Origin of the sequence: Flavobacterium longum (assembly GCF_965137575.1) — a bacterium.
GTDB lineage: Bacteria > Bacteroidota > Bacteroidia > Flavobacteriales > Flavobacteriaceae > Flavobacterium > Flavobacterium longum.
The window spans coordinates 1-16450 of the sequence record NZ_CBCRZJ010000003.1 but is presented as its reverse complement, the minus strand read 5'-3'; the positions used below and the strand labels follow the sequence as shown (position 1 = coordinate 16450).

Sequence of the window (16450 nt, the reverse complement as noted above, 5' to 3'; positions counted from 1 at the left end):
CTATTGATACATCAATTATTAGCTGTCGAACCGAATCGACAGACTTTCGGTAGATAACATTTTCAATTGTCCATTGTCAATTATCAATTATGAATTTAGACTTCCGCCTTTTCGAAATGCCGCTCAAGCATCCGTTCACGATTTCACGTTACACCGTGAATGTCCAGAAAACCATAGTGGCGCGCATTTCAGACGGAGAAATATCAGGTTACGGCGAAGCCACGGTCAATCCGTATTACCATTCTACGGTCGAGAAACTCTCGGCCAGTGTCCAGAAAGTAACACCCATTGTCGCGGCTTTGCCCGAAGACTTGCACCCGGCCGCATTCTGGGATGTCATCGCACCGCGCTTGCAGGATGATTATTTTGCGCTCTGTGCCATCGATATCGCTTACTGGGATTATTTCGCGCGCAAACAGAGAAGAACGCTCAGAAGCTTTTTTACGGGCACGGAGCAACGCCCCATGACATCATACACCATCGGTATCGACGACATCGAAACCATGAAGGCCAAAATCCTTGAGATGCCTTGGCCGATCTACAAGATCAAACTCGGCCGCGGAAATGACATGGCCATCGTGGAAACTTTGCGCAAAATCACCGACAGTTTGTTCCGCGTGGACGCTAACGCCGCCTGGACCGCTGCGCAAGCCATCGGCTATTCCAGAATTCTCAAAGACCTGAACGTGGAGTTTATTGAACAGCCGCTACCGGCCGCAGATACTGATGGTATGAAGCGCGTTAAGGAAGCATCCGTATTGCCCGTAATTGCTGACGAAAGTTGCCAGCGGTTGGAAGATGTGGCCGCGTGCAAGCCGCTTTTCCATGGCATCAACATCAAACTCATGAAATGTGGCGGCATCACGCCTGCGCTCAAAATGATCGGCGAGGCGCGTTCCGCCGACTTGAGCATCATGGCTGGCTGCATGACCGAGTCGAGCGTTGGTATTTCCGCGCTATCACAACTGGCGCCTTTACTCGATTATCTCGATGCCGATGGCGCACTTTTGCTCGCCGGCGATATTGCCGATGGCGTAACCTTCCGCGAGGGCAAAATCAGGTGGGCAGAAGGTTGCGGTTCCGGTGCTGAAATGCATCGGTTTTAAGTCGAAAAAATGTTAATAACTTCACGCCCGAAAGCCTTGTTTTGACTAGATTTTCGAGCGTGTTTTCTTATATTTGCGCATCGCGTGAAAAAAGCGATTTTATAGCGAAAAATTTATATGAGCGAAGAAGGCAAAAAACAGTATTCGGCCGACAGTATTCAGGCACTCGAGGGAATGGAGCACGTAAGGATGCGTCCTTCCATGTACATTGGCGACATTGGCGTCCGCGGATTGCACCACTTGGTGTACGAAGTCGTAGACAACTCGATTGATGAGGCGCTCGCCGGCCATTGCGACACGATTTCGGTGGTCATCAATGAAGATAACTCTGTATCGGTTGAAGACAACGGCCGCGGCATCCCGGTAGACATGCACAAGAAAGAAGGCGTTTCGGCGCTGGAAGTGGTCATGACGAAGATCGGGGCAGGCGGTAAGTTCGACAAAGATTCATACAAAGTATCGGGCGGTTTGCACGGTGTGGGTGTTTCGGTGGTGAATGCGCTCTCAATCAGAATGCACTCTACGGTATTCCGCGAAGGCAAAGTGTACGAGCAGGAATACGAGCGTGGAAAATCATTGTATCCGGTCAAACAAACCGGCGAAACGACCAAGCGCGGCACACGTCAGCAATTCTGGCCAGACCCGATCATTTTCACGCAAACCACAGAGTTCAGTTACGACACTTTGGCGGCGCGTATGCGCGAACTCGCGTACCTGAACAAAGGCATCACGATTACCTTTACTGATTTGCGGAATTTTGACGACAAAGGCAATCCTATATCGGAAACATTCCATTCGGAAGAAGGCTTGAAAGAATACGTCAAATACCTTGACGGCAACCGTGAGCCGATTATTTCGCACGTCATCTCCATGGAGAACGAGAAAAGCGAAATTCCTGTGGAAGTGGCCTTGATTTACAATTCAAGCTACTCAGAGAACATTTTCTCTTACGTCAACAATATCAATACGCATGAAGGCGGAACGCACTTGCAAGGTTTCCGCATGGGCTTGACCCGTACGTTGAAAAAATACGCAGACCAGTCTGGTTTGCTGGACAAATTGAAATTTGAGATCACCGGCGACGACTTCCGCGAAGGCTTAACGGCAATTATTTCGGTGAAAGTGGCCGAGCCGCAGTTCGAAGGCCAGACCAAGACCAAATTGGGCAATAGGGAAGTGGTTTCCCCGGTGTCGCAGGCGGTGGCTGAAATGCTTGAAAATTATCTCGAAGAAAATCCGAACGACGCGAAAATCATCGTACAGAAAGTAATCCTTGCGGCCCAAGCACGTCACGCGGCCAAGAAAGCACGCGAAATGGTGCAGCGCAAAACCGTAATGGGCGGCGGCGGATTGCCGGGCAAACTCTCGGATTGTTCTGAACAAGATCCGGCGAAATGTGAAGTGTTCCTTGTCGAGGGCGACTCGGCGGGCGGAACGGCCAAACAAGGCCGCGACCGTAACTTCCAGGCGATTTTGCCGTTGCGTGGTAAAATCTTGAACGTGGAGAAAGCCATGCACCACAAGGTTTTTGAAAACGAGGAAATCCGCAACATCTTTACGGCCTTGGGGGTAACCATCGGCACGGCCGATGATTCCAAAGCGCTCAACCTGGAAAAACTCCGGTACCACAAAATCGTCATCATGTGTGACGCCGACGTGGACGGCAGCCACATTTCGACCTTGATTTTGACATTCTTCTTCCGATTCATGCGCGAGCTGATCGAGGAAGGTCACGTGTATATCGCAGCACCACCGTTGTATCTCGTCAAAAAGGGCAACAAGAAGGAATATGCGTGGAACGATTTGCAACGCGACCAGGCCAACGAACGCATGGGCGGCGGCGCGGGCATTCAGCGCTACAAAGGTTTGGGTGAGATGAACGCAGAACAATTGTGGGAAACCACCATGGATCCGGAGCACCGGACGCTGCGTCAGGTAACTATTGACAGCCTTGCGGAAGCCGATCGCATTTTCTCGATGCTCATGGGCGATGAAGTACCGCCTCGTAGGGAATTTATCGAGAAAAACGCCGTGTATGCGAACATTGACGCGTAGTTAATTTTACGTTCTAGATTCTAAATCTTAAATGATTTGGAACTTGGAATTTGAAGTTTGTCTGATGACCTGCAGCTTTAATTTAAAATTTATAATTCAAAATTTAAAATAATGAAAGTTACAATAGTAGGCGCCGGAAATGTAGGCGCAACCTGTGCCGACGTGATTGCTTACCGCGGCATCGCCAGCGAAGTGGTTTTGCTCGATATCAAGGAAGGTTTTGCGGAAGGCAAGGCGATGGATATTTCGCAGTGTACGGCCAATACGGGTTTCAATACACGTGTTTCGGGTGTGACGAATGATTATTCAAAAACGGCAAACTCGGATGTCGTGGTGATTACATCAGGTATTCCGCGCAAGCCGGGCATGACACGCGAAGAACTCATTGGGATCAATGCCGGCATCGTAAAAGGCGTGGCCGAAAACCTATTGAAACATTCGCCGAACGCTATTATGGTTGTGGTGTCGAACCCGATGGATACCATGACTTACTTGGCCTTGAAAGCCACCGGGTTGCCGAAGAACCGCATCATTGGTATGGGCGGCGCGCTAGACAGTTCACGTTTTAAATATTATTTGTCTAAGGCGCTCGACAAACCCATCAATGACGTCTCTGCGATGGTGATTGGCGGTCACGGCGACACGACCATGATTCCGTTGACGCGCTTGGCTTCTTACAACGGAATCCCGGTTTCTGAGTTCCTGTCCCAAGAGCAACTTGACAAAGTAGCTGCCGACACGATGGTTGGCGGCGCAACACTCACCGGATTGCTGGGCACATCGGCTTGGTACGCACCGGGCGCGTCTGTCGCGTATCTCGTGGATTCGATCCTGAACGACCAGAAGAAGATGATTGCTTGTTCGGTCATGCTTGAAGGCGAGTATGGGCTGAATGACATCTGTATTGGTGTGCCGTGTATCATCGGTAACAATGGCATCGAAGAAATCCTGACGATCAATCTGGATGAGAAGGAAAAAGCGTTGCTCGCGAAGAGCGCCGATGCGGTTCGCGCCATGAACGGCGACCTGAAAACGGTACTCGCTTAGTCAACATACATTATATATAGGAAGGGCTGCCGATGGCGGCCTTTTTTTGTCGGATGTCAAACCTAACACGCGGATATCACCTACGATGGAACGCTTCGCAATGTCATGTCTTTCTTTTATCATTGGAGACAGTTTTACGTTTCCACGTTCGTTATCCTTCGTTCGACGTTACCGTCTGACAAAATTCCCGATTAACCACAAATAAAATTGGTTAATCTTTTCCTTAATTATATATTTGCACGTTTCAAAAAAAATGTGATATTGCGGCGCGGGATGCCTTGAAAATCCTAAAAAGGCTAATCGCTTCGTAGCAAACACATTAACCTAGGCCAAAACAAGAGATTAATTAATTTTTAGTAATAATGCAGAATAGAGGACTCGTTAAATTTTTTGCAATTTTATTTGCGCTGGTAAGTATTTACCAATTGACTTTCACTTTCGTAGCCCACAATGTGGAAAGCGACGCCAAGGCATTTGCCAAAGGCGATTCACAGAAAGAAGTGAAGTATCTTGATTCCATCGGGAAGACCGAAGTGCTGAACATGGGCTTCACGAGCTTCACCTACAACGAAGTGCGGGACAAGAAAATCAACAAAGGACTTGACCTCGAGGGCGGTATCAACGTACAGCTCCAGATTTCTGTAAAAGACATCCTGAAAGGGTTGGCGAACAATACAACCAATCCGGCGTTCAACCAGGCTTTGGATAACGCTACAAAGAACAAACAGGGCAACCAAGACTATATCGATGCCTTCTACGACGAGTGGGACAAAGTGTCAAAAGGCACCAAACTCGCTTCACCGGAGATTTTCTCAAACCGCATCATGGGCGATGAGGTCAACATCAACATGACCGACGATCAAGTAAAGAAAGTCGTCGCACGTAAGATAGACGAATCGATCACGTCTGCGTTCGAAGTATTGAACAAACGTATCGACAAGTTCGGCGTGGTGCAACCAAACATCCAGCGTTTGGGCCAATCGGGCCGTATCCTCGTGGAATTGCCAGGTGCAAAAGACGTTGACCGTATCAAGAAGCTCTTGCAGAGCACCGCACAGTTGGAGTTCTGGGAAACCTACAAAAGCGAAGAGTTGGGCAACTTCCTGTTGGCCGCCAACGAAACGCTGAAGAATTCAACCAAAAATGAAGCTGCTCCGGTAGCTGCAGACACGACCAAACCAGCCGATACGAAATCTGAAGAAATCTCCAAACTGCTCGGGGCAGACAAAGCCAAGGATTCGGCGGCAGCCACGGCCAAAACCGGTCGCGGCCCACTACTCGATAAGATTTTGTCTGGCGGCGGCGGTCCAGTACTCGCCATCGTCGCTTCTAAAGATACGGCTGAAGTGGGCGGTTACCTCAGAAGGCAAGAAGTGCGTTCGCTGTTGCCAGCCGATATGCGTTACGCCAAATTCGTTTGGGGCAAGCCAGTAGCAGGTAAAGACGACAAAGGAAAAGATATTGAAACGACCGAACTGTATGCGCTAAAAGGCAACCGTTCCGGTCAAGCGGCCTTGAGCGGCGGTGTTGTAACCGACGCCCGCGATTCATTCGATCAATTGGGCAAACCATCGGTGACGATGCAAATGAATGGTCAAGGTGCGCGTGCTTGGGAAGAATTGACCGGCAAAGCATTTACGACCAAAGGCTTCATCGCCATCGTGCTCGATAACGTCGTGTATTCTGCGCCGGGTGTATCGTCTGGCCCAATCTCCGGCGGACGTTCTGAGATTTCAGGCAACTTCGACGTTACAGAAACAAAAGACTTAGCCAACGTGCTCCGCGCGGGTAAATTGCCTGCCGCGGCCGAAATCGTACAATCAGAAGTCGTTGGCCCGTCATTGGGTCAGGAAGCGATTGACAACGGCACCACATCGGCCATCATCGGTCTTTTAATCGTAGCACTTTGGATGATGGTGTACTACGGCAAGTCTGGTTTGTACGCCAACATCGCCTTGATCGTAAACTTGTTGTTCTTGTTTGGCATCTTGGCCAGCCTTGGCGCGGTATTGACGCTTCCGGGTATTGCGGGTATCGTGCTTACAATGGGTACGGCCGTGGATGCGAACATCATTATCTATGAACGTGCGAAGGAAGAACTTCGTGCGGGCAAGTCTCAGGAAGAAGCCATCAAAGCCTCTTTCGGATGGAAAGGCGCCATGCGTTCCATCGTCGATGCGAACGTGACACACGTCTTGACCGGTGCCGTACTCCTTATTTTCGGAACGGGTCCAATCCAAGGTTTCGCGACGACGCTCTTGATTGGTATCGCTACTTCATTGTTCACGTCAATCTTCATCACCCGCATGTTGCTGGACCGCGGTTTGGCCAAAGGCGAGGCGTTGACTTTCACCACAGGTTTCTCTAAGAACTTCTTTACGAATTTCCACTTTGACTTCTTGCGCATCAAGAAATGGACGTACGCGTTTTCTGCGGTTGTCCTGGTGGTTTGCATCGTTTCGTTGTACACGCACGGTTTGAACTACGGTGTTGACTTCAAAGGCGGACGTACGTTCCAGGTGCGTTTTGAAAAGCCGGTATCTGCCGAGGAAATCCGCGAGGAATTGCTCAAGCCGTTTGACGGTAGCGCAGAAGCAAAAGTATTCGGTTCAAACGACCAGTTGAAGATCACGACGAAATACAAAGTGGACGAACACGGTACCGAAGCCGACGCAGCCGTGAACCAAGTGTTGTTTGAAACCTTGAAGAAACACTATGGCCCGGACATGACGTATGACAAATTCGTCAACATTTACGACGGCAAGAAACTGGGCATTTTGCAAGGATCGAAAGTATCTGCGACGGTTTCCTCAGACATCCAGACCAATTCATATTATGCCGTTATCGGTGCGATGTTGATCGTGTGTCTTTACCTGATGGTATCGTTCCGCAAATGGCAGTATTCGCTTGGTGCGATTGCCGCGATTGCGCACGACGTCATTTTCGTTCTTGGCGCGTACTCGTTGCTGTGGAAATACATGCCGTTCGGGATGGAAATCGACCAGCATTTCGTGGCCGCGATCCTGACCGTGATCGGTTACTCGATGAACGATACCGTAATCGTATTCGACAGGGTTCGTGAATACCTTGGCGGTAAAGTAAAAGGAAATTTCAATGAAATCGTGAACCAGTCCATTAACTCCACCATGTCGCGTACCATCAACACGTCACTCACGATGATCTTGGTATTGGCCATCATGTTCGTGTTCGGCGGTGAATCCATCCGCGGCTTCATCTTCGCGATGTTGATCGGTATCGTGGTAGGAACGTATTCATCGTTGTTCATCGCGACGCCGGTGTTGTGCGACACGATTTCGGATGCCGAGCACAAACGCATCGAAGAAGAGCACAACAGGGAATAATCGATTGAAAGAAAATAAAAAGAGGCCTCGGACAATTCCGGGGCTTTTTTTATCTTGACAGTATGAAACATTTAATGACGATGCTATTGTTGTCGGCATACGCTTCATGTATTGCGCAAAATGTAGCGGACTGCGAAACGGATTTGCAGGCTGTTGCAGCCAGACGCGCGCATTTCTTGGATCGCTACATAAATGGTCATGATACGACCGATATGGATTCGATCGTCGTTTACAACGAAAAGCTGCAGACGCGGTTGCTGGAATGTACGCAAACCCAGGAAAGCCTCGACAAACCATTCAAATCGCTTGAAGAGTATAATGTTGGGTTGACCCGTTCTCCAGACGGGCTTCTCAGTATTTACAGTTGGGACGATGAGACTGGTGGAACGATGCGTTATGCCATCAGCGTATTCCAATTCAGTGATGGCCATCGCGTGTTTTCACAGAAACCCATTTGGCTGGAGACCGAAGACCCGGACGAATCCGTAAGCTTCTTCTATGACGTGTTGGACGAAGTGGTTTCGGGCGGCAAGAAGTATTATGTCGTAAAAGGGGTGGCTGTCGGAAGCTCAGCGGTATCTGTCCATACGGTAAAGATATTCTCCGTGGAAGACGGCGTGCTCAACAGCGATGCAAGGCTGATCAAAACCCAAACAGGTATCCGCAATGAACTGTCCTATGAAATCGATTTTTCGGCTTCTCCCAATCGCGATAATCCCATCAATAGGGAAGAAGCTTGGCTGCAATATGACGCAAAGTCGCACACCATATGCATTCCCCTCATTCAGGAAAACGGCCGCCTAACCAGAAAGAAAATCCGCTACCGTTTTACCGGAACATATTTCGAAAAAATATAAAAAGAGCCGACAACAGCGTTGTCGGCTCTTTTCAATATTAATTACTCCTTATTAATTATCAATTCCTTCAATCGGTTTGTCTGCATTCCACATTAAATACAGGCCAATCAGGATAAACGGAATACTCAGCCACTGGCCTGTCGAGAACAAGCCTAATGCACTTTCAAATCCGCCTTGGCTTTCCTTGACGTATTCCACGACAAAGCGCACCGACCAAAGCAACACGAGGAACAGCCCAAACATAAATCCGCGGCGTTCGCGCGTGTCGGTTCTCCAATACAGATAGAACAAGATGCCAAAAATGATGATGTAGCCAATCGCTTCCATAAGTTGCGCCGGATACTTCGGCTGCACTTCCTGCAACAGATGGGCGAACGCTGGGTTTTCCGCTATGGCTTGGTAGGCTTCGTTGGGTGTTTTCATCCGGGTTTGTGCCATCGCCTCACGCGGCAGGAATTGGTCGCGTACGAACCGAATGCCCAATGATGACGAGGTTTCTTTGCCGACGATTTCAGAGTTGAAGAAATTCCCGATCCTGACGAACACAGCGCCGAGTGTGATCGGGATAACGATACGGTCCAAGATCCAGAGCAACGGCCTTTTCATCACGCGCTTGCTGAAGAAATACATCGCAATGGCGATGGCAATCGCTGCACCGTGGCTGGCCAACCCCTGAAATCCCGTGAATTCGAGTTTAGGCGTAAAGCGCACCGGCAGCAGGATTTCGGCTGGATGGTTCCTGAAGTATTCCCAATCGTAAAAGAAAACGTGGCCGAGACGCGCACCCAGCAAAGTCGCCAAAACCGTCCAGATGAACAGCGAGTCGAGTTTTTCTATGGGCTCGTGTTCGTTGTCGAAAATCCTTTTCATGATGTACCAGCCCAAACCAAAGGCCAGCACGAACATCAGGCTGTAGTAACGAATCACGAAAAATCCAAGGTCGATGCCTTCCGACGGATTCCAGATAATTTGCAGAGGTAAAGTCATGTGGTGAAGTTGTTGGGTAAAAATAGGAAAAATAGTCGAAAGGCAAACGTCAAAGTCAAACGTCCAACGTCAAACGTCGAACGACGGACGTCAAACACTGAACGTCAATTGTTTCCGTCCATATTTTTTTTAGGCACCGGATCGTAGCCGCTTTTGCCCCACGGATGGCAACTCAGGATTCTTTTTATGCCCAAATATCCGCCATAAAATAGCCCATGCGTCCTGAGTGCTTCTATCATGTAATGAGAACACGTCGGCTGGAACCTACAGGTGGCCGGAAATAAGGGCGAAATCACGATCTGGTAAAAACGTACCAGCGCCACAAAAGGAGAAATCAGGATGTTCTTCAGCAAGGCCAATGTCAGTAGGTAAACGTAGTGCCGTCCTTGCCGTCTTTCAACTGGATGCCGAGCGCCGCCAACTGGTCGCGGATCTGGTCAGACATCGCGAAATCCTTGTTGGCGCGGGCAGTGTTGCGCATCTCAATAAGCAACCCAACCAAGCCTTCGATTTTTTCGGTGCCGTCGGCCGGCAATTTTTCGTCCTTCAATCCCAAAACGTCAAACAAAAATGCCTGCATCGTCTGTGCCAGCGTCTGTAAATCGGCCGCTGTCAAGGTCGCCGAGCCGTCTTTCAGTAAATTGATATAACGCACGCCTTCAAAGAGTTGCGCAATCAAAATCGGTGTGTTGATGTCATCGCTCATGGCATCGTAGCAAGCCTGCTTCCAAGCGGCGATGTCCAGTGTAGAAGCGTCCGAAGCCGTCAAGTTCGGCAGGCTGTCCATGGCTTCCATGATGCGGTTAAAGCCTTTTTCGCTGGCGACCATGGCGTCGTTGGAAATGTCCAGCACGCTACGGTAATGCGCCTGCATGAAGCAGAAACGCACCACGCCGGGAGCGAAAGCCTTTTCAAAAAAGTCGTTCTCGCCGTTAACGAGTTGCATCGGCAAAATGTAATTCCCGGTTGATTTACTCATGCGCAACCCGTTCATCGTAAGCATGTTGGTATGCATCCAGTAATTCACCGGTGCCTTGTCGTTGCAGCCTTTTCCTTGCGCGATTTCGCACTCGTGGTGTGGGAATTTCAAATCCATGCCGCCGCCGTGGATGTCAAAATTTTCCCCAAGGTATTTGGTGCTCATGGCCGTACACTCCAAATGCCAGCCCGGAAAACCTTCGCCCCAAGGCGAGTTCCAGCGCATGATGTGCGCCGGCGAGGCTTTCTTCCAGAGGGCAAAATCCTGCGGGTTTTTCTTTTCGTTCTGGCCGTCCAGATCACGCGTATTGGCCAGCAATTCGTCCACGCTCCGGTTGTTTAGTTCGCCGTAATTCAGTCCGCGGCTGTTGTATTCCAACACATCGAAATACACCGAGCCTTCGCTCACGTAAGCCAGCCCTTTTTCAATGAGTTTCTGTGTCAGTTCAATTTGCTCCACAATGTGTCCGGTGGCCGTCGGTTCAATGGTCGGCGGCAGGAAATTAAAGGTGTCGAGGACTTTGTGGAAATCCACCGAATATTTCTGCACAACCTCCATCGGCTCCAGTTTCTCAAGCCGCGACTGCTTTACGAAACGGTCGTTTTCCACGTCGCCGTCATCGGTCAAATGCCCGGCATCGGTAATGTTCCGTACATAACGAACCTTGTAGCCCAAGTGCAGCAGGTAGCGGTAAATCATGTCGAATGACATAAACGTACGTACGTTCCCCAAATGTACATTGCTGTAAACGGTCGGGCCGCACACGTACATGCCAACATTGCCTTCGTGTATGGGCGTAAACACTTCCTTTTCGCCCGAAAGCGAATTGTAAATCTTGAGCGGATGGGTTTTGTATAGCTGCATTTTTAGGAGCTTTTTCCCGCTTTCCGTTGCAATCTTTTTTAAACGTATTTCCTTGCTTCGCCGGCAAACATTTAAAAAAGGATTTCCTCTGCAATCGGGGCTAGGGTTTGGTGGTTTATTCGAATTCCGTATCCAGCTGGATGTAGTCCAAAAACTCACGCTTCACTTGCGGATCTTTGAACTTGCCACCGAATTCAGACGTTACCGTACTGGATGCGATGTCTTTGATGCCGCGCGAGTTCACGCACAAGTGTTTTGCATCGATGACACAGGCAACATCCTCGGTGCCGAGTGCCTGCTGCAATTCTTGTACAACCTGCATGGTCAGGCGTTCCTGCACCTGCGGCCTTTTCGCATAGTATTCCACGATGCGGTTCATCTTGGACAGTCCAATGACTTTCCCGCTCGAAATGTACGCTACGTGCGCCCGACCGATGATCGGAAGCAAATGATGTTCACAGGTAGAGTAGAGGGTAATGTTTTTCTCCACGAGCATTTCGCCGTATTTGTAATTGTTTTCAAAAGTGGACGGCTTTGGCTTGCGCTGTGGGTTCAGCCCACCAAAAATTTCCTTGACAAACATCTTCGCCACGCGGTTGGGCGTGCCTTTAATGCTGTCGTCGGTCAAGTCCATACCCAAGGTGTGCAGGATGTTTTCCACATCTTTTTTGATGCGTTCGATTTTATCCTCGTCAGATAGGTCAAATGCATCGTCGCGAATCGGGTTTACGGCACTGGTATATGGATGATCTTCGGCTGAAAGTTCGTCTAAATCTCTGGAATGGCTCATTTAAGGGCGATTTTTTACAGGCACAAAGATAAATAATAAATAAGTAACAATTCTTAACCGTTTTAAATTAAAACTTTTCTGAATTTAACGTCAATCTTTTCTTAATTTTCTGTAAATTTCGCCCTGCTATAATTACCAAAAAAATGAAAAAGAGTTACCTACTGTTAGTTTTACTGACTTTTTTGTGTATTAACGCTTACGGTCAGTCGCCCACGTGCGCTGGCGCAGATCCATTCTGTGCCGGCGGTTCAGCGTTAACGTTCCCTAACGTAACCAACCAGCCTGCTGCCGAGGCCGGTATCGATTACGATTGTTTATTTACCCAGCCGAACCCGGCTTGGTTCTATCTCCAGATTGGTATTGCCGGTAATCTGAATTTCCAGATTTCCCAGGTGAGTAATGGCGGTACTGGTATCGATGTCGACTTTATCGCTTGGGGCCCATTTGCCACGCCCATTTGCGGTGCCGCCAACCTCAATGCCACATCACAGATTGCCTGTAGTTATTCTGCGGCAGCCGTAGAAAACTTCACCATCACTAATGCGCAAGTAGGTGAGGTGTACATGCTCCTGATTACCAATTTCAGTAATCAGGCGGGGCAAATCAGCTTAACGCAGACCAACAGTGGCGGTCCGGGTGCTGGTGCAACAGATTGTAACATCATCTGTCCGTTGTCCATTTTAGGTGCCGCTCCACCGTGTCCGCAAACTACCTTGACAGCGCAATACCTGAATGCTACCGCACCTACCTTTCAATGGTACAATTCTTCAGGTCCCATTTCTGGGGCAACGGGTTCAACCTACACGACTTCGGTGCCCGGTGACTATACCGTGGTGGCCAACAGTCCGGGTTGTTACGCCAATGCGTCGGCAACCGTAACCATACCACCGCCGGTATTGGCTCCGACGACTCAAAACCCGGTAACGTTAAACGAATGCGGTCCCGCGCCCGCATTTTTCGATTTGACGCAGAATGATGAGGCGTTTATGGGGCTCGATCCCAACGATTATACGATTAACGGATATTATACAGATCCTACCAACGCCGGACTGGGCATATCGCCAATCGGATCGCCGACGAACTATTCAGGCGCCGACGGACAAACCATTTACTTGGCCATCGAAGATAATAATGGCGGTTGTATTACCGTGCTGTCTTTTACGCTCGACATTATCGACTGCGGCCCGATTCCGCCGCCGACACAAGCGGTCTGTGACGACATCTCTAACGATGGAACGGAGACATTTGACCTCGACGCATTGATTCCAGGTATTTTGGGTACGCACAGCGCAACTGATTACACGGTTACATTTCACACGTCACAAGCCAATGCGGACAATGATGTAGCAGATGTTTTGCCAACCAATGCCTATGTTGGCGGACCGAATCAAACGATTTTTATCCGGATGGAAGAAAACGCTACAGGATTGTTCGGTACGACATCGTTCTTGTTGGTCGTTCATCCGCAACCGGCTACGCCAAACCCTGCCGACGTTACCGTTTGTGATTCTTACGTACTCCCGGCGCTTCCAGCAGGGCAAACCTATCATGCCGGTTCCGCTACTGGTCCGGTCATCGCTGCCGGCTCCAGCATCACAACCACGCAAACTATTTTTATTGTAGCGGAATCCGGAACTACACCAAATTGTACCGCCAGCGGCGACTTCCTTGTTACGGTGAACGTCACCCCGACGGCACCGAACCCTGCTGACGTGACGGCCTGCGACAGCTACGTGCTTCCGGCCCTTCCGTCGCCGACACAGACTTACCACGCGGGCACGGCCACAGGCCCAGTGATAGCTGCGGGCACGACCATCACCACGACGCAGACCATCGTGATCGTGGATGAGACGGGCACCACGCCGAACTGTTCCTCCAACGGCGATTTCGTCGTCACTATAAACACGACACCGGTCGCGCCGAACCCNGCNGACGTNACGGTNTGCGACAGCTATGTGCTCCCTGCCTTGCCATNGCCGACCCAATCCTACCACGCGGGCACGGCCACCGGCCCNGTNATCGCNGCGGGCACGGCCATCACCACGACGCAGACCATCGTGATCGTGGACGAGACGGGCACCACGCCGAACTGCAGCGCCAGCGGCGATTTTTTGGTTACGGTGAACGTCACCCCGACGGCACCGAACCCTGCTGACGTGACGGCCTGCGACAGCTACGTGCTTCCGGCCCTTCCGTCGCCGACACAGACTTACCACGCGGGCACGGCCACAGGCCCAGTGATAGCTGCGGGCACGACCATCACCACGACGCAGACCATCGTGATCGTGGATGAGACGGGCACCACGCCGAACTGTTCCTCCAACGGCGATTTCGTCGTCACTATAAACACGACACCGGTCGCGCCGAACCCGGCGGACGTCACGGTGTGCGACAGCTATGTGCTCCCTGCCTTGCCATCGCCGACCCAATCCTACCACGCGGGCACGTCCACCGGCCCTGTGATCGCGGCGGGCACGGCCATCACCACGACGCAGACCATCGTGATCGTGGACGAGACGGGCACCACGCCGAACTGCAGCGCCAGCGGCGATTTTTTGGTTACGGTGAACGTCACCCCGACGGCACCGAACCCTGCTGACGTGACGGCCTGCGACAGCTACGTGCTTCCGGCCNTNCCGTCTCCGACCCAATCCTACCACGCGGGCACGGCCACCGGCCCGGTCATCGCTGCGGGCACGACCATCACCACGACNCAGACCATCGTGATCGTGGACGAGACGGGCACCACGCCGAACTGTTCCTCCAACGGCGATTTCGTCGTCACTATAAACACGACACCGGTCGCGCCGAACCCTGCTGACGTGACGGTCTGCGACAGCTATGTGCTCCCTGCCTTGCCGTCACCGACACAGTCCTACCACGCGGGCACGGCCACCGGCCCTGTGATCGCGGCGGGTACGGTGATCACCACGACGCAGACCATCGTGATCGTGGACGAGACGGGCACCACGCCGAACTGCAGCGCCAGCGGCGACTTCCTTGTTACGGTGAACGTCACTCCAATCGCCGACGCCCCTTCGAACGTGATTTCGTGCGACAGTTATGTATTGCCTTTCCTGAACTCGGGTTCTTATTATAGCGGTCCGGGCGGTACGGGCACGTCCTATGCCGCGGGCGACGTGATCACGTCCTCGATGACGATGTACGTCTTTGCGCAGACGGGCACCACTCCGAACTGCACCGACGAGCACAGCTTCACCATCACGATCTTCAACAGCCCGGTGGCTTTGCCTGCCACGGACATCCATGTCTGCGACGACAACAACGACGGCTTCTCGTGCCTTTTCGACCTTACGCCGGCCATCGCGCAGGTCACCGGGGGCAACGCTGCCCTTTCGGTGAGCTTCCACGAGACGGCCACCGACGCCCAGACGGGCGCCAGCCCGATAGCGACGTCCTCGGCCTACTGCAACATCGTGGCCTCCTCCCAGACGATCCATATCAGGGTATTCGACCCCGCTGCGCCGCAGTGCTCGAGCCAGCAGACCGTCGATATCTTCGTGGATCCGGTACCGGTGCCCAACCCGGTGATCCCTGACTACCGCCTGTGCGATTACAACGCCCCGGGGGACAATCAGGAATCCTTCGATTTGACCACCATGGACGGCGTGATCCTGAACGGGCAGACGGGCATCACGGTCACCTATTACGTGAACAACGCCGATGCGGTCCTGGGCACCAACGCGATCCCGACCCCGACGGCCTATACCAATACGGGCAGCCCGCAGCAGATATGCGCCAGGCTGACCAACGATACCAGCGGCTGCTTCGCCGTGGCGTGCTTCAACCTTGTGGTCGATCCGCTCCCTGCGGTCTTCGCCTCCTCGATGAACGCCTGCGGTGACGCCACGGGCATCTCGGTTTTCGATCTGACCAGCCAGTCCCTTACGGTCTCGGGCGGCGTTCCGGGATTGGGCGTTTCGTATTACCTGACCCAGGCGGGTGCGCAGGCGGGAGATGCCACGGCCGCGTCATACATCGCCGACCCTGTCAATTTCCAGAATACGGCGGCCAACCCGCAGGTTGTCTATGCCTCTGTGCGGGAGCTTGCCACGGGCTGCATCTCGGTGGCCCCGGTCACCCTGACGGTTAGCCAGGGCCCGCCGGCGGCAATCCCTCAGCCCCTTGAGGTCTGCGACCCGAACAACGACTGCTTCGCGCCGTTCGACCTGACGCTTTCCATCGCGGACATCCTGGGTTCGCCGGTTCCCCCTGCGGGCATCACGGTGACTTTCCATGAGACCCTGACCGATGCCCAGAACGGGCAGACGCCTATCGCCACCCCGGGCTCCTATACCAACATCGTCGCCTGCGACCAGGTGGTGTACGTCTCGGTGGCCTACGATGCCACGGGCTGCCGCACGGTGGTTGAGCTCCCGATC

At 51.9% G+C, this 16450-nt stretch carries 9 protein-coding genes and 1 pseudogene; 6 read left to right on the top strand and 4 right to left on the bottom strand.

Annotated elements, in window-relative coordinates:
• The first annotated feature begins 89 nt into the window (after window positions 1–89).
• From ACM9J1_RS05680 to ACM9J1_RS05660, 5 genes are all read left to right on the top strand, one after another.
• Window positions 90–1106 (top strand): dipeptide epimerase, encoded by a 1017-nt coding sequence (locus ACM9J1_RS05680; RefSeq protein ID WP_415581009.1) that lies wholly within the window; start codon window positions 90–92, stop codon window positions 1104–1106.
• 117 nt (window positions 1107–1223) lie between these two features.
• Window positions 1224–3161 (top strand): DNA topoisomerase (ATP-hydrolyzing) subunit B, encoded by a 1938-nt coding sequence (gene gyrB, locus ACM9J1_RS05675; protein ID WP_415581008.1) that lies wholly within the window; start codon window positions 1224–1226, stop codon window positions 3159–3161.
• 111 nt (window positions 3162–3272) lie between these two features.
• Window positions 3273–4208 (top strand): malate dehydrogenase, encoded by a 936-nt coding sequence (gene mdh, locus ACM9J1_RS05670; protein WP_415581007.1) that lies wholly within the window; start codon window positions 3273–3275, stop codon window positions 4206–4208.
• A 362-nt stretch (window positions 4209–4570) separates the two neighbouring features.
• Window positions 4571–7570, top strand: a complete 3000-nt coding sequence (secDF, locus tag ACM9J1_RS05665) for a protein translocase subunit SecDF (protein ID WP_415581006.1) — start codon at window positions 4571–4573, stop codon at window positions 7568–7570.
• A 62-nt stretch (window positions 7571–7632) separates the two neighbouring features.
• Window positions 7633–8427, top strand: coding sequence for a hypothetical protein (locus tag ACM9J1_RS05660; protein ID WP_415581005.1), 795 nt, complete (start codon window positions 7633–7635; stop codon window positions 8425–8427).
• A gap of 51 nt (window positions 8428–8478) precedes the next feature.
• Here the strand turns inward: ACM9J1_RS05660 and lgt are convergent, their stop codons facing one another.
• From lgt to folE, 4 genes are all read right to left on the bottom strand, one after another.
• Window positions 8479–9414: a prolipoprotein diacylglyceryl transferase gene (gene lgt, locus ACM9J1_RS05655; protein ID WP_415581004.1), complete on the bottom strand. Its 936-nt coding sequence runs from the start codon at window positions 9412–9414 to the stop codon at window positions 8479–8481.
• Between the two features lie 104 nt (window positions 9415–9518).
• Window positions 9519–9764, bottom strand: a complete 246-nt coding sequence (yidD, locus tag ACM9J1_RS05650) for a membrane protein insertion efficiency factor YidD (protein ID WP_415581565.1) — start codon at window positions 9762–9764, stop codon at window positions 9519–9521.
• An 11-nt stretch (window positions 9765–9775) separates the two neighbouring features.
• Window positions 9776–11257, bottom strand: coding sequence for a cysteine--tRNA ligase (gene cysS / locus ACM9J1_RS05645; RefSeq protein ID WP_415581003.1), 1482 nt, complete (start codon window positions 11255–11257; stop codon window positions 9776–9778).
• 115 nt (window positions 11258–11372) lie between these two features.
• On the bottom strand, window positions 11373–12047 hold the full coding sequence (gene folE / locus ACM9J1_RS05640) for a GTP cyclohydrolase I FolE (protein WP_415581002.1): 675 nt from the start codon (window positions 12045–12047) through the stop codon (window positions 11373–11375).
• 2714 nt (window positions 12048–14761) lie between these two features.
• Between folE and ACM9J1_RS05635 the strand changes: the two are divergent.
• Window positions 14762–16450, top strand: a pseudogene (locus ACM9J1_RS05635) (hypothetical protein); the annotation flags it as partial.